We start from the raw sequence: 25,631 nt of genomic DNA, 5'->3' as shown, positions 1-25,631 counted from the left end.
GGCTTGCCGGGTGGACAACGCAGCCTTCCCCGTCACCGTCGATGCCGTCCGCGGCCTCATCGACCACGCGATCCTGAAGCCCGAACTCACCCGCGCGGACGTCGACGCCCAGCTCGACGAAGCCGCCGCTCACCGCGTCTTCAGCGTCTGCGTCCGTCCGAGCGACGTCGCCCACGCCGTCGAGCGTCTCACGGGCACCGGCGTCGGCGTCGGCACCGTGATCGGCTTCCCGCACGGCACCACGTCCACCGCCGCGAAGGTCGCCGAGTCGCTGCAGGCCCTGGCCGACGGCGCGTTCGAGCTCGACATGGTGCAGAACATCGGTGCCGCGAAGTCGGGTGACTGGCAGCGCGTCGAGCAGGACGTCCGCGCGGTCGTCGACGCCGCCGGCGACACCGTCGTCAAGGTGATCCTCGAGACCGCGTTCCTGACCGACGACGAGATCGTCGCGGCGTCGCGTGCGGCACAGACCGCCGGGGCCGCCTTCGTGAAGACCTCGACCGGGTTCGCCGGCGGCGGCGCGACGGCCGAGCACATCGCCCTCATGCGCCGCACGGTCGGTGCCGACACCGGCGTGAAGGCGTCCGGCGGCGTCCGGGGGCTCGACACCCTGCTCGAGATGGTCGAGGCGGGTGCCGACCGCATCGGCACGAGCGCATCCGCCCGCATCCTCGACGAGGTCGCGCACCGCGCCGAGACGGGTGCCGCCTCGGCGCTCGGCGACGACACATCGTCCTACTGAACGGACCGGCTGGGCCGACCGGGCTGAGCGGACCGAGCTGACCCGGCGCGTCCAGCCCACCTGACCCACCCCACCCAGCACGACCCACCACGACCAGGCCGGTGCCCACCGGACGCGACGACGCGTCGGCGACCCGCACCGTGCCTCCAGACCGCCGCATCGGAGCGCGCATGTCCAGCACCGCACCCCAGTCCCCCGCCCTCGCCCTGGCCGTCGACCTCGGCGGCACGAAGGTCGAGGCCGCGCTCGTCACCGACCAGGGCGTCGTGCTCCCGGCGACCCGGTTCCGCAGCCCCACCGGGCCGCAGCGCACCTCCGACGAGCTGCAGGCCGCCGTCGACGAGGTCGTCACGGCCGCGCTCGGCGCGCTGCCGGCCGACGCGACGCTCGTCGGCGTGGGCATCGGTTCCGCCGGGCCCGTCGACGAGGAGCACGGCCTCGTCTCCCCGCTCAACATGCCGGTCTGGCGCGGCCACCCGCTGCGCGACCGGATCGCGGCGCTCATGCCCGGCGGCGTCCCGGTGACGCTGCGCATGGACGGCCTGGCGATCACCCTCGCCGAGCACTGGGTCGGCGCGGCCCAGGGCTCTGACCACGTCATGGGCATGATCGTGTCCACCGGTGTCGGCGGCGGGCTCATCCTGCACGGTCGCACCGTCAGCGGACCGACGGGCAACGCCGGACACATCGGCCACGTCGAGTGCGGCGGCTACGACGACCCCTGCGCCTGCGGGGGCACCGGTTGCCTCGAGGCGATCGCCAGCGGCCCGAAGACGGTGGCCTGGGCACGTCGTCAGGGCTTCGCCGGCACGACCGGCGAGGAGCTCTCGGCCGCGTACGCCGCCGGCGACGAGATCGCCGTCGCCGCGGTCAAGCGGAGCGGCCGTGCCCTCGGGCAGGCCATCGCCGCCGCCACGAGCCTGGTCGACCTCGAGATCGTCGCCATCGGCGGCGGGTTCTCGCACGTCACGCCGGACCTGTTCGAGTACGCCCGGCAGGCCGTGGCGGAGCGCGTCGAGTTCGGGTTCGTGACGAAGGTGCAGATCGTGCCGACGGGGTTGTCCCAGGACGGTCCGCTCATCGGTGCGGCGGCGCTCGTGCACCGCCCCGACGTCCTGCGCTGAGCGCGCGCGTCGCCCCCGGCCGGGCCCGGTCCGGCGCGCGGCCGGCGGGTGGTCGCGTCGTCGACGCGGCTCACGCCCTGGGCTCGATCGACGGCGGCCGGGAGGCGCGGTGCGGGCTGCCACGCGCCTCCTGGCCGGTCCGTGGCTTGTCCACAGGCCTGTCGGCCGCGTCCGCAGGTCGGGCAGGATGTGCGGGTGCCCCGCCCGCGACTCCTGACCAGTGACGACTGGCCGGAACCCGAGCTGCGTGCGGCCGTCCTGGCCGGCGAACTGGTCGCCGTCGGTCCCTGCTGGGCCTCCCCTGCCGAACCGCAGACGCCGTCGTTGCGTGCCGCCGCTGCCGCCTGGGTCCTGCGGGACGCGCGCCTGATCGCCTGCAGCCTGACCGCCGCGTGGATCTGGGGTGCGGTGTCCCGGCCGTCGGCGCCGCTCGAGGCTTGCATCCCGCCGCAGGTCCGCGTGCACGTCGGTCCGGACGTCCGCCTGCGGGAGGTGCGGATCGACGTCGACGACACCGCCGAGCTCTCGCGGCTGCGGGTCACGCTGCCGGCGCGGACCGCGGTCGACCTGCTCCGGACGCCGGGCCCCTCGGCTGGTGCGTTCGGGGTGGCCGAGGCGATGGCCGTGCACGGGCTGCTCGCGATCGGGGCAGTCACCGCTGCGGAGCTGCAGACGCGCCTGCGGTCCCTCGGGACGATCCCGATGGTGCGGCAGGCCGAGCGGCGGTTGCGGGGGCCGCAGGGGCTGCAGGACGCGGCTGGGGGTGCGGTCCGGTAGCGCGGTGGTCGGGGGTTGGGGGTTGGGGGCGCGGGTGGTCACAACACCCCGCTCACGTTCGCCGGACGGTCACAAACTGTCGGTTTGCGGGGCCGCGGCCGACGGTTCGTGACCGGTCGACGGTTCCCGTGCGACGGGTCGTGACCGGTCGACGGGCGGGAGGCGCGGGGCGGGGCTGCCACGGGCCTCCGGCCGGGCGCGTGGGGGCGGCCAGGACACCCCGCTCGCGTTCGCCGAGTGGTCGCGGACCGTCGGTTGGCGGGGCCGCAGCCGACGGTGCGTGACCGGTCGACGGACGGGCCGCGCGCGGCCCCGCCGCTAGCCGGCGCTGACGCGGTAGACGTCGTAGACGGCGTCGATGCGTCGCACCGCGTTGAGCACACGGTCGAGGTGGATGGTGTCGCCCATCTCGAACACGAACCGGCTGAGCGCGAGCCGGTCGGACGAGGTCGACACCGTCGCGGACAGGATGTTCACGTGGTGGTCGGTCAGCACCCGGGTGACGTCGCTGAGCAGGCCCGACCGATCGAGCGCCTCGATCTGGATCTGCACCAGGAACACCGACTTCGACGACGGGGCCCACTCGACCTCGATCATCCGGTCGGGTTCGTTCATGAGCGACTTCACGTTGGTGCACGACGATTGGTGCACCGAGACGCCCTGGCCGCGGGTGATGAAGCCCACGATCTGGTCGCCCGGTACCGGCGTGCAGCACTTCGCGAGCTTGACGAGGATGTCGGGCGCACCGCGGACCAGCACGCCGCTGTCACTCGTGCGCAGCTGTCGACTGGTGACCTGGCGCGGGAACGCGAGTTCCGGTTCGTCCGTCTCGGTTTCGGTCTGGACGTTGCCGAGGACCTTCTCGATCACCGACTGGGTCGAGACGTGTCCTTCGCCGATGGCGGCGTACAGGGCGGAGACGTCCTCGTACCGCATCGACGAGGCGACCTCGGCGATGCTGTCCTGGCTCATGATGCGCTGGAGCGGCAGGTTCTGCTTGCGCATGGCCCGGGCGATGGCGTCGCGACCCTGCTCGATCGCCTCTTCGCGGCGCTCCTTGGTGAACCACTGCTTGATCTTGTTGCGCGCGCGGGGGCTGCGGACGAACTGCAGCCAGTCCTGCGAGGGGCCGGAGTCGGGGTTCTTCGACGTGAAGATCTCGACGACGTCGCCGCTCGACAGCTGGCTCTCGAGCGGGACGAGGCGGCCGTTGACCTTCGCACCCATGGTGCGGTGGCCGATCTCGGTGTGCACCGCGTAGGCGAAGTCGACCGGGGTGGCTCCGGCGGGGAGACCGATGACCTTGCCCTGCGGCGTGAAGACGTAGGTCTCCTTGGCTCCGATCTCGTAGCGCAGCGAGTCCAGGAACTCACCAGGGTCGCTGGTCTCGGCCTGCCAGTCGGTGATGTGGGCGAGCCACGCCATGTCCTGGTCGTCCGTGGTCGACGAGGTGCCGGCGTCACGGCCGGCAGCGCGCTGTTTGTACTTCCAGTGGGCGGCGACACCGAACTCGGCGCGCTGGTGCATCTCGTGCGTGCGGATCTGGATCTCGACCGCGCGACCCTGCGGTCCGAGCACCGTGGTGTGCAGCGACTGGTACAGGTTGAACTTGGGGGTCGCGATGTAGTCCTTGAAGCGACCGGGCAGCGGGGTCCACCGGGCGTGCACCGATCCGAGCATGGCGTAGCAGTCGCGCACGGTCGGCACGAGCACGCGGATACCGACGAGGTCGTAGATCTCGTCGAACTCACGACCTCGCACGATCATCTTCTGGTAGATCGAGTAGTACTGCTTCGGCCGGCCCATGACGTCACCACGGACCTTGGCGGCCTTCAGGTCCTTCTTCAGGGTCCCGATGACGTTCTGGACGAACTGCTCGCGCTTCGGCTGACGTTCCTTGACCAGGCTGTCGATCTCGACGTAGAGCTTCGGGTGCAGGACCGCGAACGACAGGTCCTCGAGCTCGAGCTTGATCATCTGGATGCCGAGCCGGTGTGCGAGCGGCGCGTAGATCTCGAGCGTCTCCTTCGCCTTGCGCGTGGCGGAGGTCGACTCGACGAAGCCCCACGTACGGGCGTTGTGCAGGCGGTCGGCGAGCTTGATGACGAGGACGCGGATGTCCTTCGACATGGCGATGACCATCTTGCGGACGGTCTCGGCCTGCGCGCTGTCGCCGTACTTGACCTTGTCGAGCTTCGTGACGCCGTCGACGAGCATCGCGATCTCGTCGCCGAAGTCGGCCCGCAGCTGGTCGAGCTGGTAGTCGGTGTCCTCCACGGTGTCGTGCAGGAGCGCGGCCGCGATGGTGATCGTGCCGATGCCGAGGTCGGCCAGGATCTGCGCGACCGCGACGGGGTGCGTGATGTACGGCTCACCGGACTTGCGCTTCTGCCCGTCGTGCGCGCGCTCGGCGACCGAGTACGCCCGCTCGATGAGCGTCACGTCGGCCTTGGGGTGGTGCGAGCGGACCGTGCGGATCAACGTGTCCACGGCACCGGCCGGCTGCGCACGCGAGAACAGGCGGGGCAGCAGCGAGCGGAGGGAACCGAGGTTGCCGGTGGTGTTCGGACCGATCGGGCTCGACGGCCGCGGGGCGGATCCCGGGCGGCTCGGCGCGGACGGCTCTTCGCGGGTGTCCGTCATGATGCGCCTCCCAGGACTCGGTCCGAGAGCTCGATCCGAGCTCGATCCGACAAGACTACGCGTCCCTGGTCAGTGCCCGTGACGCGGTTCGCCCTGGGCGTCGCGCTCCACCGGTGCCCCCGCCTGCTCCCAGGCGAGCATGCCGCCGGAGAGGTTGACTGCCGGGACCCCCGACTGCTCGAGCGCCGCGACGATGCGCGACGAACGGCCGCCGGAGTGGCAGACGACGATGGCCGGCTGGTCGCCACCGTCGATCTCCTGCCAGCGGTCCACGAACTCCGACATCGGCACGAGCGTGGCCTGGGGAGCGTGGACCTCGTCCCACTCCCCCTGCTCGCGGACGTCGAACAGGCGGGCTCCGGCGTCGATGCGGCGCTGCGCCTCGGCGACGTCGATCTCCTGGATCTCGATGGGCATCAGACGTTCGCCTCAGCCGCGTCGACCTCACGCCGGCGCTTCTCGGCCGCCGCGGTCTTCTTGGCGTCCGACTCCTTGATCTTCGGCTCGTTCTCGCGCAGCTGCGCGTACATCGGCGACGCGATGAAGATCGTCGAGTAGGTGCCGACGATGATACCGATGAACAGCGCGAGCGAGATGTCGCGCAGGGTACCGGCGCCGAGCACGTACGACCCGATGAAGAGGATCGCCGCGACCGGCAGCAGCGCCACGACCGAGGTGTTGATCGATCGGACGAGGGTCTGGTTCACCGCGAGGTTGACCGACTGCTTGAACGTCCGGATCGATTCCTGCGCGGTGTTCTCACGCACCTTGTCGAAGACCACCACGGTGTCGTAGAGCGAGTACCCGAGGATCGTCAGGAACCCGATGACCGCCGCAGGCGTGACCTCGAGCCCGACGATGCCGTACACGCCGGCCGTGATCAGCAGGTCGTGCAGCAGCGCCGCCATCGCGGACAGCGACATCTTCCAGGTGCGGAAGTACAGCGTCATGAAGACCGCGGCGAGGGCGAGGAAGATCACGAGACCACGGATGGCCTGCGCGAGCACGTCGGCACCCCACGTCGCGCCGATGAAGGTCGCGGCGACCTGGCTCTCCGGGACGTCGTAGGCCTTCGCGAGGGCGTCCTGCACCTCGGTCGTCTGCCGGTCGGTGAGCTGCCCGGTCTGGACTCGGATGCCGTGCGTGCCGAGCTGCGAGACGCGCGGGATCGACTCCGGGACGACGTCCTCGACGGTCTCGGTGGCGATGTTCTGGTCGAGCGTCTTGACGTCGGAGATGGTGAACTCCGAGCCGCCGGTGAACTCGATGCCGAGCTGGTACCCGCCTCGGAGCCACGGGGTGACGAGCGAGATCACGATCATCGCGAGGGCGATGAGGTACCAGGTCTTGCGGCGCCCGATGATGTCGTACGACCGCTTCCCCGTGTAGAGGTCGCTGCCGAACTGGCTGAAGCTGGCCATCAGTCGTCCTTCCCGTCCGGCGTCGAGCCGTTGTCGCCGGAGGCCTGCTGGGCCTTCCGCTCCGCGATCGTCTGTCGGCGCTGTGCCTCACCGGCACTGCGCTGGCGCTTGCCGTCCACGACGGGTGCGCGGAACTGCGCGCGCCCACGGTAGACGGCACCGAGTGCTGCCGGGTCGAGACCACTGAACCGGTGCCCCTCGCCGAAGAACCGGCTGCGGGCGATGAGCTGCATCATCGGGTGGGTGAAGAGCGCGACCACCACGATGTCGATGAGCGTCGTGAGGAGCAGCGTGAACGCGAAGCCCTTCACGTCGGCGACCGCGAGCACGTAGAGCGTGACGGCGGCGAGGAAGTTCACCGCGTCGGACGCCAGGATCGTCCGGAGGGCACGCTTCCAGCCGGACTCGACCGCACTCTCGAGGGCCCGGCCGTCACGGAGTTCGTCGCGGATGCGCTCGAAGTAGACGATGAACGAGTCCGCCGTGATGCCGATCGCGACGATCAGACCCGCCACACCCGCCAAGGACAGGCGGTAGTCGACGCGCCACGACATGATCGCGATCACCAGGTAGGTGAGCACCGCGGCGATCCCGAGCGACAGCACGGTGACGAAGGCCAGTGCCCGGTACTGGATGACCGAGTAGATGATGACCAGGATCAGCCCGATCAGGCCGGCGACGAGCCCACCGATGAGCTGCGCGGTGCCGAGCGTCGCGGAGATGTTCTCGTTCGACTGCACCTGGAAGTTGATCGGCAGCGCACCGTACTTGAGCTGGTCCGCCAGGGTCTTCGACGACTCGGCCGTGAACGAGCCGGTGATCTGCGCCTTGCCGTTCGTGATCGCGGAGTTCGTCGTCGGAGCGGTGATGACCGAACCGTCGAGCACGATCGCGAATTGGTTCTGCGGCTGCTGGAGCGAGACGAGACGGTTCGTGACGGTGCGGAAGTCCTTCGAGCCCTCACCGTTGAACGTCAGGTTGACGGCCCACTGGCCCGTCGACGTGCCCTGCGAGTCGGTGGCGAGACCCGAGGTGGCGTTGCTGATGTCGGCACCGGAGACCTCGACCGGGCCGAGGATGTACTTCCCCGCGCCGTCCTGGTCACAGGTGACCAGGGGCTCGTCGTCGGGCGCCGTGGTGACGTCGTCCGGAGCAGCGCAGTTGTAGTTGGTGTACAGGTCCTGCAGCTTCGGCGTGACCCAGTTGAGGTCGCTCGCGTTGGTCGGCTTCGCGCTCGGCGTCGCGGCGAGCGAGGCCGGCGGCGAGTACGGCGTGGCCGACGCGGTGCCCTTGCCGTCGTCACCGACGGCGGAGTTCGTCGCGGCTTCGGTGAAGAGCACCGGGCGGAAGGTCAGCTTGGCGGCTGCCTCGATCCGGTCGATCGTTGCCTTGTCCGGGCGGCCCGGGATCGAGACGACGATGTTGTTCGCACCCTGCGTGTTGATCTCCGACTCGGAGACACCGGTGGCGTCGATGCGCTGGCGGATGATGTTCACCGCCTGCTGCAGCTGCTGCGAGGTGACGGAGTCACCCTCGGTGTTCTGCGCCGCCAGCGTCAGCTGCGTGCCGCCCTGCAGGTCCAGAGCCAGCTCGGGGACCCAGCTCGCGCCCTGGTACCACTTGTCGCTGTCGTCCTTCGAAGAGCCGGCGAGGATCGACGCGGCGGTGTTCAGGCCGGCGAGGATCGCCATCAGGATCACCAACCAGGTGAGCGAGCGCAGCGCCTTCTTGACGGGTGTCGATCGTGCCACCGGTCGTCTCGTCTTTCTGTTCAGGACCGTCGGCACACCGTGCGACGGCAGAGGGAAGCCGCCGGGTCAGACGACCCGGCGGCCGAGGGCGTCAGTCGTCGGACTTGCGCTTCGTGGCGTCGGTCTCGTCGACACGGTCGGTGTCGACCCGCTCGCCGTAGACCGGCTCGCCGTTGAGCTCGGCCACCGGCTTCGGCTCGTCCTCGGTGGTCGTGGTGGTCTCGACGTCGGACGCGTTGTCGTCGACGACGCGCGACAGGGTCTGACGGTGCACGGTGACGATGGTCCCCGGCGCGATCTCGACGTCAGCGGTGACCTTCTCCTCGTTCACGGAGAGGAGCGTGCCGTAGAGGCCGAAGGACAGCATGACCTTGGCGCCCGGGACCATCTTGTCCACGAGTTCGGCCTGCTGCTTCTTGCGCTTGCGGCTGTTGTAGAACATGAAGGCCGCGAACGCCACGACGATGACGATGAGGATGACTTCTTGACCCATGATGCGTTGCCTTCTCTGGTTGCTCGGTTTCGGGCCGTAGCAGTCTAGGGCACGCCGGTGTCCGTGGCATGTCACCCGACTGATCGGCGGTCAGGCGGTGGGTTCCGGGTCGTCGAAGAGCCCCGGCTGCGCCCCGTCGCCCTGCCCCGGGGTGAGGCCGAGGTGTCGCCAGGCCCGCGGTGTCGCGATGCGCCCGCGGGGCGTGCGGGTCACCAGGCCGACACGGACGAGGAACGGTTCGACGACCGATTCGATCGTCTCGGATTCCTCGCCGACGCTGACGGCGAGGGTGTTGAGGCCGACCGGGCCCCCGTCGAACCGGGTCAACATGGTCTCGACGACGGCGCGGTCGAGCCGGTCGAGGCCGAGCTCGTCGACGTCGTACAGGTCGAGCGCACCCCGGACCGCGGCCATGCCGTCGGTGGTGCGGTGCACGAGGGCGTAGTCGCGCACCCGGCGGAGCAGGCGGTTCGCGATGCGCGGGGTGCCACGGGAGCGTCCAGCGATCTCACGCAGGGCGGTCCGGTCGATGTCGAGTTCGAGCAGGTGAGCCGCACGGATCAGGACCTGCTCGAGCTCGTCCTTCTCGTAGAACTCGAGGTGGGCGGTGAACCCGAAGCGGTCGCGCAGCGGGTTCGGCAGCAGGCCGGCCCGGGTGGTGGCACCGACGAGCGTGAACGGTGCGAGGTCGAGCGGGATGCTCGTGGCACCGGCACCCTTCCCCACCATCACGTCGATGCGGAAGTCCTCCATCGCCAGGTAGAGCATCTCTTCTGCCGAGCGGGCCATGCGGTGGATCTCGTCGATGAACAGCACTTCGCCCGGCACGAGCGACGACAGCACGGCTGCGAGGTCACCGGCGTGCTGGATCGCCGGCCCGCTCGACATGCGCAGCGGTCGCCCGGTCTCGTGCGCGACGATCATCGCGAGCGTGGTCTTGCCGAGGCCGGGGGGACCCGCCATCAGGATGTGGTCGGGCGTGCGCTCCTGCATGCCCGCGGCCTTGAGGAGCAGGTCGAGCTGCCCACGGACCTTGCGCTGCCCGACGAACTCGTCGAGCGAGCGCGGACGGAGCGCACCTTCGAAGGCGAGTTCCTCCTGCGACTCGGCGCCGGCGGACGTGATGCCGCTCACCGGCCGGCTGCCGCGGGTCGCAGGGCGCCGAGGGCGGCGCGGAGCAGGGCCTGGGTGCCCATCGCGGCGGCACCCGGCTCGTTGGCCACGGCGTCGTCGACCGCGGTCCGTGCCGCGTCTTCGCGCCAGCCGAGGCCGATGAGCGCCGAGACGACGTCCACCGCGGCGGGGTGGACTGCGGTTCCACGTGCTGCAGCGACCACAGCGGCCTGCTCGAAGGCCACGAGCTTGCCGGAGAGCGCGACGATGATGAGCTTGGCGGTCTTCGGGCCGATGCCGGAGACCTTGCGGAACGCGCCGTCGTCCTCGTTCGCGACGGCGTTCGCGATCTGTACCGGGTCCATGTGGGCCAGGACGCCCATCGCGGACTTCGGGCCGACGCCGGAGACGCCGCGGAGCAGGTCGAACACCTGCAGCGCGTCGGTCGACTCGAAGCCGAAGAGCAGGTGCTCGTCCTCGCGCACGATCATCGCCGTCCGCACGCACACCTCGGAACCGTGGCGCATCGTCAGCGCGTGCGCAGGGGTCACGGTGACGGCGTACCCGACTCCCCCGACCTCGATCACCACGGCCGAACCGGCGATGTCGATGCAGGTACCCCGGAGACTCGCGATCATGCTCCGAGCCTAGGGCCGCCCACCGACGACGCCGTCCTGCCACGCTGCGGGCGGGCCGCGGCGGCGGCCGCACGGGCCAGCGGCGAGTCGACGGTGCCGCCCTGGGCGTCCCGCCAGGCGCGCTGTGCCGGGGTGAGGTTCGTGGCACGCGAGCCGGCGGCGTCGGGTGATCCGAGCCTCCAGGCATGGCACACGGCCAACGCGAGCGCGTCGGCGGCGTCGGCCGGCTTCGGGGCCTCGTCCAGCCCGAGTACTCGCGCGATCATGGTCTGCACCTGACGCTTGTCGGCGTTGCCGTAGCCAGTGACGGCGGCCTTGACCTCGGACGGGGTGTGCAGCCCGACGGGCAGCCCGCGGGCGGCCGCGGCGTGCAGCGCCAGGCCGGCAGCCTGCGCGGTGCCCATCACGGTGCGGACGTTCGCCTGCGCGAACACCCGCTCGACGGCGACCGCATCCGGGTGGTGCTCGTCGAGCTCGGCGGCGATGCCGTCGGCGATCCGGAGCAGCCGCTGCTCGAGCGGCATGTCCGGAGGGGTGCGCACGACCGTCACGTGGACGAGTCGTGCGCGCCGGTTCGGTGCGACCTCGACGACGCCGACGCCGCACCGGGTGAGCCCGGGGTCCACCCCGAGCACACGGAGCACGGCTACTCGCCCTCGTCCTCGTCGAGCTCGGCCTGGACGTCCGCGGGGATGTCGAAGTTCGAGTAGACGTTCTGCACGTCGTCCGAGTCCTCGAGCGCGTCGATCAGGCGGAACACCTTGCGGGCGGTCTCGGCGTCGACCGGGACCTTGAGGCCGGGGACGAACTCGGCGTCGGCGGAGTCGTAGTCGATGCCGGCGTCCTGCAGTGCGGTGCGGGCGGCGACCAGGTCGCTCGCCTCGGTGATGATCTCGAAGCCGCCGCCCTGGTCGATGACGTCCTCGACGCCGGCGTCCAGCACCGCGGCCATCACGGTGTCCTCGTCGAGGCCGTCGGTCTTCGTGACCGAGATGACGCCCTTGCGCGAGAAGTTGTAGGCGACGCTGCCCGGGTCGGCCATGGTGCCGCCGTTGCGCGACATCGCGGTCCGGACCTCGGCCGCGGCACGGTTCTTGTTGTCCGTGAGGCACTCGATGAGCATCGCGACGCCGTTGGGGCCGTAGCCCTCGTACATGATCGTCGTGTACTCGATGGTCTCGCCCGTGAGACCTGCACCGCGCTTGACGGCGCGGTCGATGTTGTCGTTGGGGACCGAGGTCTTCTTCGCCTTCTGCACGGCGTCGACCAGGGTCGGGTTGCCGGACATGTCGGCACCGCCCATCTTCGCGGCGACCTCGATGTTCTTGATCAGCTTGGCGAACGACTTGGCACGGCGCTGGTCGATGACCGCCTTCTTGTGCTTGGTCGTTGCCCACTTGGAATGCCCGGACACGGTTCTCCTTGCGTCTTGCGGAAAGTCCCGCTCAGTTTAGCGGCCCTGTGGGCCGAACACCGGACTGGAGGCGCGGCGCGGCTCCCGTCCCGCCGGTGCGGCGGGTGGATGGTCACGCCTCAGGCGCTGCGCACCAGGTCCAGGAAGCGCCGGTGGAAGCGGTCCTCGCCCGCGACCTCCGGGTGGAACGCACTCGCGATGACGTTGCCCTGTTGCACCGCCACCACCTGGCCGTCCGGCAGGGCACCGAGCACGTGCACGTCGTCGCCGTGCTGCTCGACCACCGGTGCGCGGATGAAGACCGCGTGTACCGGCGCATCGCCGAGGTCGGGCATCGGGATGTCGGTCTCGAACGAGTCGTTCTGTGCGCCGAACGCGTTGCGCCGCACGGTGGTGTCGAGCACGTCGAGCGTCTGCTGCCCCGGGATCCCGGCGGCGATCCGCGACGACAGCATGATCATGCCGGCACACGTGCCGTACGTCGGCAGTCCCCCGCGGATCGCCTCGGACAGCGGCGCGGCGACGCCGAACGCGCGGGACAGCTTGTCCATCACGCTCGACTCGCCGCCGGGGATCACGACGCCGTCGATCGACGCGATCTCCTCCGGTCGACGGAGCGGCACCACGTCGGCGCCGAGCTCGGTCAGCGACGCGATGTGCTCACGGAAGTCGCCCTGCAGCGCGAGGACCCCGATCCGGGGCCGAGCACTCACCAGCCGCGCTCGGCGAGGCGGTGCGGCGCGGGGACGTCGGCGACGTTGATGCCGACCATCGCCTCGCCCAGCCCACGGGACACCTCGGCGATGACCTTCGGGTCGTCGTGGAAGGTGACGGCCTTGACGATCGCCGCGGCACGCTTGGCCGGGTCGCCGGACTTGAAGATGCCGGACCCGACGAACACGCCGTCGGCACCGAGCTGCATCATCATCGCGGCGTCGGCCGGGGTGGCGACACCACCGGCGGTGAAGAGCACGACGGGGAGCTTGCCGGTGCGGGCGACCTCCTGCACGACGTCGATCGGGGCCTGGAGCTCCTTCGCGGCGACGTAGAGCTCGTCGTCACGCAGGTTGCGGAGCGCCGCGATCTCCTTGGTGATGGTGCGGATGTGCTTCGTGGCCTCGGACACGTCACCCGTGCCGGCCTCGCCCTTGGAACGGATCATGGCCGCGCCCTCGGTGATGCGACGGAGTGCCTCGCCCAGGTTGGTGGCACCGCAGACGAAGGGGGTGGTGAACTTCCACTTGTCGATGTGGTTGACGTAGTCGGCCGGCGACAGGACCTCGGACTCGTCGATGTAGTCGACGCCGAGCTCCTGCAGGACCTGGGCCTCGACGAAGTGACCGATGCGGGCCTTCGCCATGACCGGGATCGACACGGCGGCGATGATCTCCTCGATCATCGACGGGTCGGACATGCGGGCCACGCCGCCCTGGGCGCGGATGTCGGCGGGGACGCGCTCGAGGGCCATGACGGCGGTCGCGCCGGCCTCTTCCGCGATGCGGGCCTGCTCTGCGTCGACGACGTCCATGATGACGCCGCCCTTGAGCATCTCCGCGAGTCCGCGCTTGACGCGGTCGGAGCCGGTGATCGAGGTGCCGGGGGTGCTCGGGGTGCTGCTGCTGTCGCTCATGATGCCGACAGTCTAGTGCTGTGCGGGCCAGCCCTCGGCGACGAGTCGGCGGGTCTCGCCGAGCATCTGCGACATCGACTTCGTCCGGGCGATGATCGGGAAGAAGTTCGCGTCGGACGCCCACCGCGGCACGATGTGCTGGTGCAGGTGCGCGGCGATGCCCGCTCCGGCGACCTCGCCCTGGTTCATGCCGATGTTGAAGCCGTCGCAGTGGGACACCTGCCTGAGCACGCGCATCGCGGTCTGCGTGAGCTCCCCGATCTCGCGCAGCTCGTCCGGGGTCGCCTCGTCGTAGAGCGGGACGTGCCGGTACGGGCAGACGAGCAGGTGGCCGTTGTTGTACGGGAACAGGTTGAGCAGGACGTAGGCGTGCTCGCCGCGCGCGACGATGAGGGCGTCCTCGTCGGTCTTGTGCGGCGCCTCGCAGAACGGGCAGTCGTCGCGGTGGCCGCGGCCCTCGCCCTCGCGGCCGGCGTCGATGTACGCCATCCGGTGCGGGTTCCACAGACGCTGGAAGGCATCCGGGACGGCCGCCGCGGTGGCGGCGTCCCGGATGACCAGGGGGTCCTGCTCGTCGGTCATCAGACCTGCGCGCGCTCGCGGATCGCGGTGAGGATGCGGTCCACAGCCTCGTCCACGGGCACCGCGTTGTCCTGGCGGCCGTCACGGAAGCGGAACGAGACGGCACCGGCGTCACGGTCGTCGCCACCGGCGATGAGCTGGAACGGCACCTTCGCCTTGGTGTGGGTGCGGATCTTCTTCTGCATGCGGTCGTCCGAGTGGTCGACCTCGGCGCGGACGCCGTGGGCGCGGAGCTTCGCGATGACCTCGTCGAGGTAGTCGCCGTACTCGGCCGCGACCGGGATGCCGACGACCTGGACGGGTGACAGCCACGCCGGGAAGGCACCCGCGTAGTGCTCGGTGAGGACCCCGAAGAAGCGCTCGATCGAGCCGAACAGCGCGCGGTGGATCATCACCGGACGCTGGCGGGAGCCGTCGGCCGCGGTGTAGTCGATGCCGAAGCGCTCGGGCAGGTTGAAGTCGAGCTGCACGGTCGACATCTGCCAGGTGCGGCCGATGGCGTCGCGGGCCTGGACCGAGATCTTCGGGCCGTAGAACGCCGCACCGGCGGGGTCCGGCACGAGCTCGAGGCCAGACTCCTCGGCGACCTGACGCAGGGTCTCCGTCGCGACGTCCCAGACCTCGTCGTCGCCGACGTACTTCTCCGGGTCCTTCGTCGACAGCTCGAGGTAGAAGTCGTCGAGGCCGTAGTCGCGCAGGAGCGAGAGCACGAACGCGAGGGTCGTGGTGAGCTCCTCCTTCATCTTCTCCTGCGTGGTGAAGATGTGCGCGTCGTCCTGGGTCAGGCCGCGCACCCGGGTCAGCCCGTGGATCACGCCGGACTTCTCGTTGCGGTACACCGTGCCGAACTCGAACATCCGGAGCGGCAGGTCGCGGTAGGAGCGGGGCTGCGACCGGTACGCCAGGATGTGCATCGGGCAGTTCATCGGCTTGAGGTAGTAGTCGGCACCCTGCCGCGTGACGTTGCCGTCCTCGTCCCTCGCCTCGTCCATGTGCATGGCCGGGAACATGCCGTCCTTGTACCAGCCGAGGTGCCCGGAGGTCTCGAACAGGTCGCCCTTGGTGATGTGGGGCGTGTAGACGAACGAGTAGCCGTTCTCCTCGTGCCGACGGCGCGAGTAGTCCTCCATCTCGCGGCGGATGATGCCGCCCTTCGGGTGGAAGATCGCCAGGCCGGAACCGATCTCGTCGGGGAACGAGAACAGGTCGAGTTCGGCACCGAGCTTGCGGTGGTCGCGCTTGGCGGCTTCCTCGAGGCGCACGAGGTACGCCTTGAGCTGGTCCTTGTCGGGCCAGGCGGTGCCGTAGATGCGCTGCAGCTGCGGGTTCTTCTCGGAGCCGCGCCAGTACGCAGCGGCGACGCGCATGAGCTTGGCGGCGTTGCCGATCCAGCGGGTGTGCGGGACGTGCGGGCCGCGGCAGAGGTCCTGCCAGAGCACCTCGCCCGACTTCGGGTCGACGTTCTCGTACACGGTGAGCTCGCCGGCACCGACTTCGACGCTCTCGCCGGAGTCGCCGTCGGACGCCGCACCCTTGAGGCCGATGAGTTCCTGCTTGTAGGGCTCCCCCGCCATCAGCTCGCGCGCCTGCTCGTCGGTGACGACCACGCGTCGGAAGCGCTGGGCCTGCTTGACGATGCGGTCCATGCCCTTCTCGATCGCCTTGAGGTCTTCGGGGGTGAAGGGCTCGGCGACGTCGAAGTCGTAGTAGAAGCCGTCGGTGACGGGCGGACCGATGCCGAGCTTCGCGTCCGGATTGATCTGCTGCACGGCCTGGGCCAGCACGTGGGCGGCCGAGTGTCGGAGGATGTCGAGCCCGTCCTGTTCCTGCAGGGTGACGGCCTCGGCGGTCTCGCCGGCCTGCACGTCGGCCGCGAGGTCCTTGAGGACACCGTCGACGCGGATCGCGACGATGCCGCGCTCACCGTCGAAGAGCTCGGTGCCGGTCGTGGTCGTCGTCGCGGTCCGGGGCTCGGGTGCCTGGGGAAGCTCGGCGGGCGCGGGTGCGACTGACTCGGTCACGATGATGGGACTCCTCGATCGAAATGGTGCGTCAAGACTAGTGCGAGACGTGCTCGCGTGCGGACGCCGGGGACGCGCCTGTGGAGAGAACGGATGCCGCCCCGACCGCGCGGTTGCCCGCGCTCAGGCCGGGACGGCGCCGAGCGTCGCGACGGGCAGTCGCGGCTCGAGACGCTCGCGCCCGTTCAGGCCGTCGAGCTCGAGCAGGGCGGCGAACCCGATGGCCTGGTAGCCGGCGCGTTCGAGCAGCGTGATGGTCGCCGCGCCGGTCCCCCCGGTGGCCAGGACGTCGTCGACGACGAGCACCCGCGTGCCGGCCGGCAGCTGGCCGGGGCGCAGTTCGAGCTCGGCCTCGCCGTACTCCAGCGCGTACTGCTCGCTGAGGACCTCGCCGGGGAGCTTCCCCGCCTTGCGCACGGTGAGCACGCCGACCTGGTGCTGGGCGGCGATGCCCCCGGCCAGTGCGAAGCCCCGGGCCTCGATGCCGGCGACGGCGTCGAACCCGGCCCCGACCGCGAACGGTGCCGCGAGTGCTTCGCACACGCGGCCGAACGCGACGGCGTCGGAGAACACCGGCGTCACGTCACGGAAGAGCACCCCCGGCTTCGGGAAGTCCGGCACGAGGGCGGTGAGGCGTTCGACGAGTGCAGCAGCGGTTTCGGTCACCCACCAACGGTACGGGAGGCCCGGGGTGCGTCCGGACGCCCCGCACGGTGCGAGGGTGGTCTCCTCGTGCGGGGTCGACCGTTCGCTGCACCGTGCGGGTTCCATCGGACGGTCCGCCGAAGGCGGCTCGGTGCGAGGTCGTTTCCTCGCACCGAGCCGTTCAGTCCGCACGGGCTCCGGAACGACGCACTGTGCGTGCTTGGCGCCGGCGCCGGCGTGACGCCGACGACAGTGCCGGCGACGCAGCGCCGCGGGTCAGCGCCACATCCGCATGGTGGCGCCCTGGGTGATCCAGTCGGCCTCGCGCTGCCGGCGTTCGCGCTCGAGGCGAGCCAGCGTGGCGAGGTCGACCTCGGGCCGCTCCTTGCGGGTGCGTCGGCTCCAGATGATGAGCGACATCCCGACCCGGAGTGCGATGCGGTCGGCGAGTGAGACCCGGCGGCGCACCGCGCGGGTATCGGGTGGACGGGTGGTGGTCTTCGTGGACACGGTGTTCCCCTTCAGGGCACGGCAGAGCTGCCCGGGTCTCGGGCAGACGAATCCGCCCGGGTTGCGGGCAGCAGGAATTGAATGCGTGAGAATGCACTCCGGGAGGGTCCGGAAATGTTCGGACAACGATCGCGGAATGCTCGACGACACCGAGAGCGTCACACTGTCCACCGACATTCTTCCGGCGTCGTCCGCGCAGATCGGGCGGCACGTGTCAACGAGCCGTCGAGCCGTTCAGCGGATGAACGAACCGGTGCTGCGCGGGCCTGATCGGCTCAGCGCACGGTGCCCGGAGGCACGGGTGTCAGGAGAGTGGGACGCTCCGGGTCAGCGGACGCGGAACGGGGTACCGACGCGTCCTCGGATTCCACGGAACGGAGTGGTTGCGGAGATCATCATGGTCGGCCCCCTTTCGGTCTCGAGCTGGCGGAGTCGTCCGGGTCGAATGTTCGACCGTTCGCGACGAGTGAACACTATCGGCACCGCAATTCGGAGCGCAACCCCTTTTCCGGAAAACATCCGGAATTGCATTCCCGAACAGGGTGATCACGGTGCGAGGTTGGTGTTCTCGTGGCGACGAGCAGGCTGCGTGCCGAGTTCCCGTCGCGCACCAGCGCCGGGCCTCCCGGCTGCACCGTGCGCCGCCGGCGGACCGGTGGCAGCCTGCGCGCTCGGTGCGGGATCGCAGGCCTGCACGGTGCGGGCAACCTCGCACCGCGTGACGGAGGACGCACGGTGCGCGGCGGCGCCGGCGCGCTGCGCCCCAACGCGGTCCGTGCACGCCGAGGGCCCGGTACCGAATCGGTACCGGGCCCTCGTGGTCGTGCGACCGGACTAGACCGCCGCGTGCTCCGCGACGCCCGCCGTCAGGGAGTCGCCCTCGACGTCGACCCGCACGGTGTCACCCGCGGTGAGCCCGCCCTCGACCACCAGGGTCGCGATGCGGTCGTCGACCTCGCGCTGGATCAGCCGACGGAGCGGGCGAGCGCCGTACTCCGGCTCGTACCCGTGCTCGGCGAGCCAGTCGACCGCCGCGTCGGACACCGACAGGAGCATGTCCTGTGCGACCAGCCGGAGCGCCGTGTCCTGCAGCAGCAGGGACACGATCGACGCGATCTGAGACCGGTCGAGCTTGCGGAACAGCACGATCTCGTCGATGCGGTTGATGAACTCGGGCCGCATCGCCTCGCGCAGCTTGCCCATCACGCGGGCCCGCAGGTCGTCCTCGGCGTACCCGTCGGTGGCACCGACCGGGGAGAACCCGAGCGCTCCCGAGCGGGAGGCCAGGAACTCCGAGCCGATGTTCGACGTCATGATGACGACGGTGTTCCGGAAGTCGACCGTCCGCCCCTGCCCGTCGGTGAGCCGGCCGTCGTCGAGGACCTGCAGCAGCAGGTTGAAGACGTCCGGGTGGGCCTTCTCGACCTCGTCGAGCAGGATCACCGAGTACGGGTTGCGACGGACACGCTCGGTGAGCTGGCCGGCCTCGTCGTAGCCGACGTACCCGGGAGGGGCACCGACCAGGCGGGAGACGGTGTGGCGTTCGCCGAATTCGCTCATGTCGAAGCGGAGCATGGCGGACTCGTCACCGAACAGCGACGACGCCAGGGCCTTCGCGAGTTCGGTCTTGCCGACACCCGTCGGGCCGAGGAACAGGAAACTGCCCACCGGACGACGCGGGTCGCCCATGCCGGTCCGGCTGCGCCGTACCGCCTTGGCGATCGCCCGCACGGCGTCGTCCTGGCCGACGACGCGGTCGTGCAGCTCGGACTCGAGCGCTGCGAGCCGCGTCTTGTCGGCCGAGCCGAGGCGGGTCACCGGGATCCCGGTGGCACGTGACACCACGGCGGCGATGTCGGCCTCCGTGATCGACGTGTCCGCGGATTCCTGACGGGAGGGGCGGGTTGCGTCCGCCGACGAGGCGGCGGTGATCCGGGCCTCCAGTCCGACGATCTCGTCGCGCAGGTCGGACGCTTCCTCGTAGTGCTCCTCGGCGACCGCACGGTCCTTGCGGGCCGTCAGGTCGGTGACCTGGGCACGCAGTGCCTCGACGTCGACGTCGCCCGACAGGGCGAGGCGACGGCGTGCACCGGCCTGGTCGATGAGGTCGATGGCCTTGTCCGGCAGGTGCCGGTCGGTCACGTAGCGGTGCGAGAGCTCGACGGCGGCGCGGAGTGCCTCGGGCGTGTAGGCGACGCCGTGGTGCTCCTCGTAGCGCGGGGCGAGGCCGGTCAGGATCGCGACGGCGTCCTCGACGTTCGGCTCCCCCACCGTGACGGGCTGGAACCGGCGCTCGAGCGCGGCGTCCTTCTCGATCCGGCGGTACTCGTTGAGTGTCGTCGCGCCGACCAGGTGCAGGTCGCCGCGGGCGAGCCGGGGCTTGAGGATGTTGCCGGCGTCCATCGAGCCGCCCTCGCCGCCGCCACCGGCGCCGACGACGGTGTGGAGCTCGTCGACGAAGACGATGAGCTCGTCGGCGTGCGCCGCGATCTCGTCCATCGCCTTGGTGAGGCGCTCCTCGAAGTCGCCGCGGTAGCGGGTGCCGGAGAGCATGCCGGGCAGGTCGAGCGCGACGACCCGCTTGCCCTGCAGCAGGGCGGGGACGTCACCGTCGACGATGCGCTGGGCGAGGCCCTCGACGATCGCGGTCTTGCCGACGCCGGGCTCACCGATCAGCACCGGGTTGTTCTTGGTACGACGGAGCAGGATCTCGACGGTCTGCTCGATCTCGTCGGCGCGGCCGATCACCGGGTCGACGTGCCCGTCACGGGCGCGCTCGGTGAGGTCGGTGCCGAACTGGTCGAGCGTCGGGGTGTCGCTGTCGGAACCGGACTCGGCCGTTCCGATCGTCGCACCGGTTCCTGGCATGGGGCGCCCCTCTCGTGCTGCTGCCGCGGCCTGCTGGGCGTAGTCCTGCATGACCTGCGGGGTGATCCCGGCGCTGGCGAGCAGCTGGCCGGTCACGGTCTCCTGGTCCATCACGAGCGCGAAGAAGACGTGCTCGGGGTCGGTGTAGGTGCTGCCGAAGCCCCGCGCTGCCTGCGTCGCCTCGACGAGGATGCGCTGGGCGGTGCCGGTCAGTGCCGGGCGGCCGGTCTGCTCGGCCAGCGGCTCGTGCGCCATCGGCAGGCGCTGCTCGATCTCCTCGGCGAGTCGCTGAGGGTCGACCCCGGCGGAACGCACGACGGCGTCGAACGGTTCGGTGCGGACGAGCACCTGCAGGATGTGCAGTGCGTCGATCTCGCGCTGCCCCTGCGCGACCGCGTACTCGGCGGTGTGCTGGAGCAGCTCGTGGGTCCGGCGGCTGAGCAGCCGGGTGATGTCGACCGGTCGACCGAACGCGCGGACGCGCTGCTGGTCACCGGTGCGCTGTGCCGCGAGCAGGCGGGCGAGGAACTCGTCGAACGAGTCGTTGCCGCCGGTCGGGCCGAACGTCTCTGGCAAAGGGACCTCCTGGGGAACTTGAGTGCCTTCGACTCAATGCAACGCAGGAGGGCCCGGGTCATTCCCGGGTGCCGAAAAAACTTGCGGCGACCCGACTCAGGTCCGCGCGATGGGTGCTGCGACCGCCTCGGTGATCCGCGCGAGGTCCGTCGGTGCCACCTCGACGTCGAAGCCTCGACGTCCGCCGGACACGAAGATGCTCGCGTACGACAGCGCCGACTCGTCGAGCACGGTGCGGAGCCGGGTCTTCTGGCCGACCGGGCTGATCCCGCCGACCACGTAGCCCGTGCGCTTCTCGGCGAGGGCGGGATCGGCCAGCGTCGCCTTCTTGCCCCCGACGGCTGCGGCGATCGCCTTGAGGTCGAGCCGGTTCGCCACCGGCACGATCGCGACGGCGAGGGTGCCGTCGACGGAGACGACGAGGGTCTTGAAGACCTGCTCCTCGCGCAGCCCGAGGGCGGCGGCCGCCTCTTCTCCGAAGTTGGTGGCGCTCTCGTGGTGCTCGTACACATGCGGCGTGTACGGGACCCCGGCCGCCTCGAGCGCGACGGTCGCTGGGGTGCTCGGCGAACCTGCGGTCATGCCGTGATCCTCCCCCGCCGCACCTTCCGGTCCTCGACGGCACGCGGGCGTTACGCTGAACGGACCATGACCGCCGTCCTGCTGCTGCTCCGCGCCACCGCCGCGCTGGTGCTCGGCGACCCGGCCGCCGGGGTGCTGCCCCTGCTGGCCGTTGCGGCACTCGGGCTGACCGCGGTCGCCGTGGCCGTCGTCGTCGCCCGGCTGCTCGTCGCGGTGCTGGCAGCCGTCCTCGGGGTCGGATCGGCGTCCGTGTCGGACCGGTCGGCGGTACCCGACCTGGTCACCCGGATCGGGTGGAGCCACCCCGACGCCGACGGCCACGTCCGCTCACGGGCACCGGGGGTCGCGACCCCGGCCTGACCACCGACCGGTGGCCGGGCCGCTCGCGCACCCCGCTGACCCACCACCGATCGGAACCGTCATGGACCTGTCCACCCTGCCCCTCATCGGCCCGCTGCTGCACGGCGGCGCTGACCTCGTCACCGCCCTCACCGCGGCGCTCTCCCCCGTCGCCGGCTCGTTCGCCGCGGCGATCGCCGTCGTGCTCCTCACCCTGGCCGTCCGCCTGGTGCTCGTCCCGCTGTCCGTGCTGCAGGTGCGGGCCGAGCGGGACCGCCGGCGCCTCGCACCACAGCTCGCGGCGCTGCGGAAGCGGTACGGCCGCGACACCCAGCGCCTGCAGCGAGCGGTGCAGCAGCTGTACACCGACGAGAAGGTCTCGCCGCTGGCCGGCTGCCTGCCCGTCCTGGCGCAGGCACCCGTGGTGTCGCTCGTCTACGCCCTGTTCACGCACGCCTCGATCGACGGCACCACGAACGCCCTGCTGGAGGCGACGCTCGTCGGGGTCCCGCTCGGCCACTCGCTCGTCGTCACGCTCACGTCGCCGCTGTGGGTGCACGCCTGGGTGGTGCTGGTCCTGCTGGCGGTACTGGCGGTCGTCGTCGAGCTCAGCCGCCGGTCGAACGCGCACTGGAACCCGGTGCCGGCACCGGAACCGGGCGTCCCCGGCGCCGCCGCAACCGCCGCCGTGGGTCGGTACGTGCCGTTCGTCACGGTCGTGTTCGCGGCGATCGCACCGCTGGCCGCCGCGCTCTACGTCGTGACGAGTGCGACCTGGACGTACGGCGAACGCGCCGTGCTGCGACGCGTGGTCCGCTAGCCGCCCTGGCCCTCCTGCTGCGGTCCCTGGTCGACCGGGTCGTACTCGGTACCGCGGCCCTGCTCCTCGTCGGCGGTCGGCACGTGACGTTCCGTGCCGGCGCCGCCGGGGCTGGTCGCGACGTAGTCGGCCTCGCCGGACTGGGTGTCGTGGCTCAGCGGTTCGAGGGTCTCGGCGTCGGCGTCGTGCTGCGGCATGGGATCGGTGCTCATGCACCACGCCTACTCCCTCGTTCTGGGTGCGCGCGCACGGCTCGGCGGTGCCACGATGGACCTGTCCACGCGACCGGCAGAGCGGGAGTGCGCATGGCCCACGACGACGTGGCAGCGGAACGGGCACGGCTCGAGGCCGTCGCCTGGGGAGCAGGATCCAGCCCGGCGGACGCGGCGCGCGCCCGGATCGCCCTGCAGGACCTGGAACGCGGACGACGACCCCGCGTGCGTGCGGGGTCGACGGCGCGGGATCCACTGCCGGGAGGCCCGGGTCCGGTCCGGACGTCGGTCCCGTCCGCGACGCGGTCGGGTCCAGGGCCCGCGCCGGTGCCCGTGTCTTCGCCCGCTGACGCGGCGGTCGTGTCCTCGCCCGCCAGTTCGGCGGCGGTGCCTGCCGGAGCCGACGTGTCGGAGGCGACCGGCGGCGGTGGGGACGACCACGTCTCCGACGCGAGGGGCGGCGGCGGGGAGGAGCCGGGCCTCCAAGCTGAGCCGACCGGACGGAGCCGGTGGCGTCGGTGGCTGTGGACGGAACGGCCACGGGCCTGGATCGCGGGCGGCGCGGCTGCGGCGGTGGGCGTCGCGTTCGCCGCCGGGACCCTCGTCGGGACCGCGCGACCGGACGTCGCCGCAGCACCGAGCGTCACGCCGACGGCGGGGACGATCACGCTCGAACAGCTGCTCGACGTCCCGCAGACGTACGCCGACCAGCTGCCGGGGCCGGTCGCTGCGCCGGTGAGTCTCCACACGACGCGACTGGTCTTCACGAACCGGGCGCTCGACGGCGGGACCGCCGAGACGCCCTGGAACGTCTGGGCCGGCATCGGGACGGACCGGTCGACGATCTGCCTGGTGGCGACGGCGGACCGCATCGAGTCGTCGACGGCGTGCTTCCCGCGGCAGGCGGCGCTGCACGGGTCGGTGTCGATGTCGGCGCAGTCCAGGAGCGGCACGTTGACGATCGAGCTGCGCGGCGGCGGGGTCCAGGGCCGGGTGACGAACGAGTACTGAGCGGCGACGGCGTAGCTGAGTGTTTCGTTGGAGCGCTCCGATGTATTTGCCGGATGCCCTCGCGAGAGTCGTTCCATCGTGCAACACTGGATGAGCGCACTCGTCGTGGAGTCGTACCCACATCATCCACATCCGCCAGCGAGCGCGCCCCGCAGACCCTCCCGGTCACCGCCGTCAGAACGATCGGCATCGTCGCGCGCTCCACCGTGCCTCGGAGGAGGTCAGCAGCGTGTCCACCAACACCACCACCTCGGCCGTGTCGACCCACACGCGGCCGATCACCGTCACCAGTCAGTCCATCGTCGGCATCGCCGTGCTCGGACTGGCCACGTTCTTCGCCATCACCACCGAGCTCATGCCCGTCGGGCTGCTCGGCACGATGAGCGCCGACCTCGGCGTGACCGAGGCCACCATGGGCATCGTCATCACCGTGTACGCCGCGGCCGTCGCGCTCCTCGCGCTGCCGCTCACCGCGTTCACCGCGAAGCTGCCCCGCAAGACCGTGCTCGTCGCCACGCTCGTCGGCTACACTGTGTCGAACCTGATGGTCGCACTCGCCCCGTCCTTCGCGGTCGTCTGCGCCGGACGCGTCGTCGGCGGCATCGCGCACGCGCTGTTCTTCTCGGTCGCCTCGGCGTACGCCACCCGGATCGTGCCGCCGCGGCTGGCCGGCCGGGCGATCGCCTTCGTGTACTCGGGCAGCTCGCTCGGGTTCGTGCTCGGCGTGCCGGTCGCGACCTGGGTCGCGCAGCACATCGGCTGGCGCCAGGCCGTGTTCTCTGTCGGTGTCGCAGCGGCGGCACTCGCGGTCGTCGCCCTGCTGTTCCTGCCCGCCGTCCGCGGTGCCTCGTCGCCGCACATCGGGTCGCCGAAGGCCTGGGCGCGCACCGGACTGCTGTCCGTCGTGATCGCCGACATGCTCCTGTTCGGCGGGCACTACGTCGTCTACACCTACATCGGGCCGTACGCGATCGACGCCGGGCTCGACGCCGGAATGGTCAGCGGGGCGCTGCTCGTGCTCGGTGGCACCGGTGTCGTCGGGCTCTGGCTCGCCGGCATGTTCGTCGACCGTGCGCCCCGGCAGACGCTCATCGCCTCGGTCGCCGTGATGGCCGTGGCCTTCGCGACGATGCCGTTCGTGCACGGCTCCCTGATCGGGACGATGGTCGTCGCGGGCGTCTGGATGGCCGCGAACGGCACGACCGGCACGCTCTTCATGGCCGCGGCGATCCGTGCCGGGGGCGTCTCCCCCGACATCGCCGGCGCGCTGGTCAACGGGGCCACGAACATCGGCATCGCCGGCGGGGCGGCGTTCGGTGGGCAGGCCCTCGGGATCGTCGGGCTGCAGTACCTGCCGTTCGCCGGTGCCGCGGTGCTGATCGGGGCGCTCGGGGTCGTCGTGCTGGCGCGCCGTGGGTTCCCGGTGCACACGCACACGCAGGAGCACCTGTCGACGTCGTCCATCGAGGCCATCACGTCGTCGCTCGCGGTCGTCACCACGTCGGTGCCGGTCGTCGGGCGGGCGATCCAGACGGTCACGGGGTCGATCGGCGTCGCCACGGGTTCGGTGCGGCGGCCGCGGACGCGCTAGGGGCTGCACGAGCGCCGGCGCGGATCACGGGCGCGGTCGCCGAGTGGTCAGGACATGCCGTCGGCAGGGCGGCGGGGTCGCACGAACTGTCGTTTGCGAGCTCGTCTGGCGACGGTTCGTGACCCCTC

The 25,631-nt window shown here is 70.8% G+C and carries 25 protein-coding genes; 7 read left to right on the top strand and 18 right to left on the bottom strand.

Going from position 1 to position 25,631, the window contains the following annotated elements; translation table 11 throughout:
- Window positions 1–10 precede the first annotated feature (10 nt).
- The 3 genes from deoC to H7A73_RS05420 all read left to right on the top strand — a co-directional run bounded on the left by deoC (window position 11) and on the right by H7A73_RS05420 (window position 2,643).
- Complete coding sequence (gene deoC, locus H7A73_RS05430; protein WP_182065017.1) at window positions 11–742, top strand: deoxyribose-phosphate aldolase; 732 nt, start codon at window positions 11–13, stop codon at window positions 740–742.
- 170 nt (window positions 743–912) lie between these two features.
- A complete protein-coding gene (locus H7A73_RS05425) occupies window positions 913–1,866 on the top strand; it encodes an ROK family protein (protein ID WP_182065016.1) in 954 nt (317 codons plus the stop codon).
- A gap of 195 nt (window positions 1,867–2,061) precedes the next feature.
- Window positions 2,062–2,643 (top strand): hypothetical protein, encoded by a 582-nt coding sequence (locus H7A73_RS05420; RefSeq protein ID WP_182065015.1) that lies wholly within the window; start codon window positions 2,062–2,064, stop codon window positions 2,641–2,643.
- 318 nt (window positions 2,644–2,961) lie between these two features.
- Here the strand turns inward: H7A73_RS05420 and H7A73_RS05415 are convergent, their stop codons facing one another.
- From H7A73_RS05415 to ybaK, 17 genes are all read right to left on the bottom strand, one after another.
- Window positions 2,962–5,286: a RelA/SpoT family protein gene (locus H7A73_RS05415; protein ID WP_228513657.1), complete on the bottom strand. Its 2,325-nt coding sequence runs from the start codon at window positions 5,284–5,286 to the stop codon at window positions 2,962–2,964.
- Between the two features lie 69 nt (window positions 5,287–5,355).
- Window positions 5,356–5,703 (bottom strand): rhodanese-like domain-containing protein, encoded by a 348-nt coding sequence (locus H7A73_RS05410; RefSeq protein WP_182065014.1) that lies wholly within the window; start codon window positions 5,701–5,703, stop codon window positions 5,356–5,358.
- Window positions 5,703–6,707 (bottom strand): protein translocase subunit SecF, encoded by a 1,005-nt coding sequence (gene secF / locus H7A73_RS05405; RefSeq protein ID WP_152377858.1) that lies wholly within the window; start codon window positions 6,705–6,707, stop codon window positions 5,703–5,705. Before secF ends, H7A73_RS05410 begins: the two co-directional genes overlap by 1 nt.
- Window positions 6,707–8,458, bottom strand: a complete 1,752-nt coding sequence (secD, locus tag H7A73_RS05400) for a protein translocase subunit SecD (RefSeq protein WP_182065013.1) — start codon at window positions 8,456–8,458, stop codon at window positions 6,707–6,709. The genes secF and secD overlap by 1 nt, the downstream gene beginning before the upstream one ends.
- A 91-nt stretch (window positions 8,459–8,549) precedes the next feature.
- Window positions 8,550–8,951, bottom strand: a complete 402-nt coding sequence (locus tag H7A73_RS05395; protein ID WP_051596726.1) for a preprotein translocase subunit YajC — start codon at window positions 8,949–8,951, stop codon at window positions 8,550–8,552.
- A gap of 90 nt (window positions 8,952–9,041) precedes the next feature.
- On the bottom strand, window positions 9,042–10,085 hold the full coding sequence (gene ruvB / locus H7A73_RS05390) for a Holliday junction branch migration DNA helicase RuvB (protein ID WP_182065012.1): 1,044 nt from the start codon (window positions 10,083–10,085) through the stop codon (window positions 9,042–9,044).
- Window positions 10,082–10,702: a Holliday junction branch migration protein RuvA gene (gene ruvA, locus H7A73_RS05385; protein WP_182065011.1), complete on the bottom strand. Its 621-nt coding sequence runs from the start codon at window positions 10,700–10,702 to the stop codon at window positions 10,082–10,084. Before ruvA ends, ruvB begins: the two co-directional genes overlap by 4 nt.
- Window positions 10,699–11,346 (bottom strand): crossover junction endodeoxyribonuclease RuvC, encoded by a 648-nt coding sequence (gene ruvC / locus H7A73_RS05380; protein ID WP_182065010.1) that lies wholly within the window; start codon window positions 11,344–11,346, stop codon window positions 10,699–10,701. The genes ruvA and ruvC overlap by 4 nt, the downstream gene beginning before the upstream one ends.
- A gap of 2 nt (window positions 11,347–11,348) precedes the next feature.
- On the bottom strand, window positions 11,349–12,116 hold the full coding sequence (locus tag H7A73_RS05375) for a YebC/PmpR family DNA-binding transcriptional regulator (protein ID WP_182065009.1): 768 nt from the start codon (window positions 12,114–12,116) through the stop codon (window positions 11,349–11,351).
- A 119-nt stretch (window positions 12,117–12,235) separates the two neighbouring features.
- A complete protein-coding gene (gene pdxT / locus H7A73_RS05370) occupies window positions 12,236–12,832 on the bottom strand; it encodes a pyridoxal 5'-phosphate synthase glutaminase subunit PdxT (RefSeq protein ID WP_247737801.1) in 597 nt (198 codons plus the stop codon).
- Complete coding sequence (gene pdxS / locus H7A73_RS05365) at window positions 12,826–13,746, bottom strand: pyridoxal 5'-phosphate synthase lyase subunit PdxS (RefSeq protein ID WP_182065007.1); 921 nt, start codon at window positions 13,744–13,746, stop codon at window positions 12,826–12,828. The genes pdxT and pdxS overlap by 7 nt, the downstream gene beginning before the upstream one ends.
- 12 nt (window positions 13,747–13,758) lie before the next feature.
- Complete coding sequence (locus H7A73_RS05360) at window positions 13,759–14,328, bottom strand: HIT family protein (protein WP_182065006.1); 570 nt, start codon at window positions 14,326–14,328, stop codon at window positions 13,759–13,761.
- Entirely contained in the window at window positions 14,328–16,349 is a 2,022-nt protein-coding gene (gene thrS, locus H7A73_RS05355) for a threonine--tRNA ligase (RefSeq protein ID WP_182065005.1), read from the bottom strand. The genes H7A73_RS05360 and thrS overlap by 1 nt, the downstream gene beginning before the upstream one ends.
- A gap of 123 nt (window positions 16,350–16,472) precedes the next feature.
- The gene (locus H7A73_RS05350) at window positions 16,473–17,015 is read right to left on the bottom strand and encodes an adenine phosphoribosyltransferase (protein ID WP_017887364.1); all 543 of its coding nucleotides are present in this window, start codon (window positions 17,013–17,015) and stop codon (window positions 16,473–16,475) included.
- A gap of 255 nt (window positions 17,016–17,270) precedes the next feature.
- On the bottom strand, window positions 17,271–17,504 hold the full coding sequence (locus H7A73_RS05345; protein ID WP_182065003.1) for a hypothetical protein: 234 nt from the start codon (window positions 17,502–17,504) through the stop codon (window positions 17,271–17,273).
- Window positions 17,505–18,338: 834 nt separating this feature from the next.
- Window positions 18,339–20,948 (bottom strand): ATP-dependent Clp protease ATP-binding subunit, encoded by a 2,610-nt coding sequence (locus H7A73_RS05340; protein ID WP_182065002.1) that lies wholly within the window; start codon window positions 20,946–20,948, stop codon window positions 18,339–18,341.
- 96 nt (window positions 20,949–21,044) lie between these two features.
- A complete protein-coding gene (ybaK, locus tag H7A73_RS05335) occupies window positions 21,045–21,530 on the bottom strand; it encodes a Cys-tRNA(Pro) deacylase (protein ID WP_071244681.1) in 486 nt (161 codons plus the stop codon).
- Window positions 21,531–21,596: 66 nt separating this feature from the next.
- Between ybaK and H7A73_RS05330 the strand changes: the two genes are divergently transcribed.
- On the top strand, window positions 21,597–21,890 hold the full coding sequence (locus H7A73_RS05330) for a hypothetical protein (protein WP_182065001.1): 294 nt from the start codon (window positions 21,597–21,599) through the stop codon (window positions 21,888–21,890).
- 61 nt (window positions 21,891–21,951) lie between these two features.
- On the top strand, window positions 21,952–22,689 hold the full coding sequence (locus H7A73_RS05325) for a YidC/Oxa1 family membrane protein insertase (RefSeq protein WP_182065000.1): 738 nt from the start codon (window positions 21,952–21,954) through the stop codon (window positions 22,687–22,689).
- Here the strand turns inward: H7A73_RS05325 and H7A73_RS05320 are convergent.
- A complete protein-coding gene (locus tag H7A73_RS05320) occupies window positions 22,686–22,901 on the bottom strand; it encodes a hypothetical protein (protein WP_027465592.1) in 216 nt (71 codons plus the stop codon). The two genes, H7A73_RS05325 and H7A73_RS05320, sit on opposite strands and share 4 nt — an antisense overlap.
- Before the next feature lie 405 nt (window positions 22,902–23,306).
- On the opposite strand from H7A73_RS05320, the gene H7A73_RS05315 reads away from it, so the two are divergent.
- Together H7A73_RS05315 and H7A73_RS05310 are read left to right on the top strand one after the other, a co-directional pair.
- Window positions 23,307–23,912 (top strand): hypothetical protein, encoded by a 606-nt coding sequence (locus H7A73_RS05315; protein ID WP_182064999.1) that lies wholly within the window; start codon window positions 23,307–23,309, stop codon window positions 23,910–23,912.
- Between the two features lie 229 nt (window positions 23,913–24,141).
- On the top strand, window positions 24,142–25,503 hold the full coding sequence (locus H7A73_RS05310) for an MFS transporter (RefSeq protein WP_182064998.1): 1,362 nt from the start codon (window positions 24,142–24,144) through the stop codon (window positions 25,501–25,503).
- Window positions 25,504–25,631 lie beyond the last annotated feature (128 nt).

Origin of the sequence: Curtobacterium sp. ME12, from assembly GCF_903970855.1 — a bacterium.
Lineage (GTDB): Bacteria > Actinomycetota > Actinomycetes > Actinomycetales > Microbacteriaceae > Curtobacterium > Curtobacterium poinsettiae_A.
Note: the sequence above shows the minus strand (reverse complement) of the source record. Positions and strands in the feature narration are given on the sequence as shown.

Coding starts and splice junctions, on each gene's coding strand:
- H7A73_RS05425 (WP_182065016.1), top strand. CDS start 913: ATGTCCAGCACCGCACCCCAGTCCCCCGCCCTCGCCCTGGCCGTCGAC.
- H7A73_RS05415 (WP_228513657.1), bottom strand. CDS start 5,286: ATGACGGACACCCGCGAAGAGCCGTCCGCGCCGAGCCGCCCGGGATCC.
- H7A73_RS05410 (WP_182065014.1), bottom strand. CDS start 5,703: ATGCCCATCGAGATCCAGGAGATCGACGTCGCCGAGGCGCAGCGCCGC.
- secF (WP_152377858.1), bottom strand. CDS start 6,707: ATGGCCAGCTTCAGCCAGTTCGGCAGCGACCTCTACACGGGGAAGCGG.
- H7A73_RS05395 (WP_051596726.1), bottom strand. CDS start 8,951: ATGGGTCAAGAAGTCATCCTCATCGTCATCGTCGTGGCGTTCGCGGCC.
- ruvA (WP_182065011.1), bottom strand. CDS start 10,702: ATGATCGCGAGTCTCCGGGGTACCTGCATCGACATCGCCGGTTCGGCC.
- pdxS (WP_182065007.1), bottom strand. CDS start 13,746: ATGAGCGACAGCAGCAGCACCCCGAGCACCCCCGGCACCTCGATCACC.
- H7A73_RS05360 (WP_182065006.1), bottom strand. CDS start 14,328: ATGACCGACGAGCAGGACCCCCTGGTCATCCGGGACGCCGCCACCGCG.
- ybaK (WP_071244681.1), bottom strand. CDS start 21,530: ATGACCGCAGGTTCGCCGAGCACCCCAGCGACCGTCGCGCTCGAGGCG.
- H7A73_RS05330 (WP_182065001.1), top strand. CDS start 21,597: ATGACCGCCGTCCTGCTGCTGCTCCGCGCCACCGCCGCGCTGGTGCTC.
- H7A73_RS05325 (WP_182065000.1), top strand. CDS start 21,952: ATGGACCTGTCCACCCTGCCCCTCATCGGCCCGCTGCTGCACGGCGGC.
- H7A73_RS05320 (WP_027465592.1), bottom strand. CDS start 22,901: ATGAGCACCGATCCCATGCCGCAGCACGACGCCGACGCCGAGACCCTC.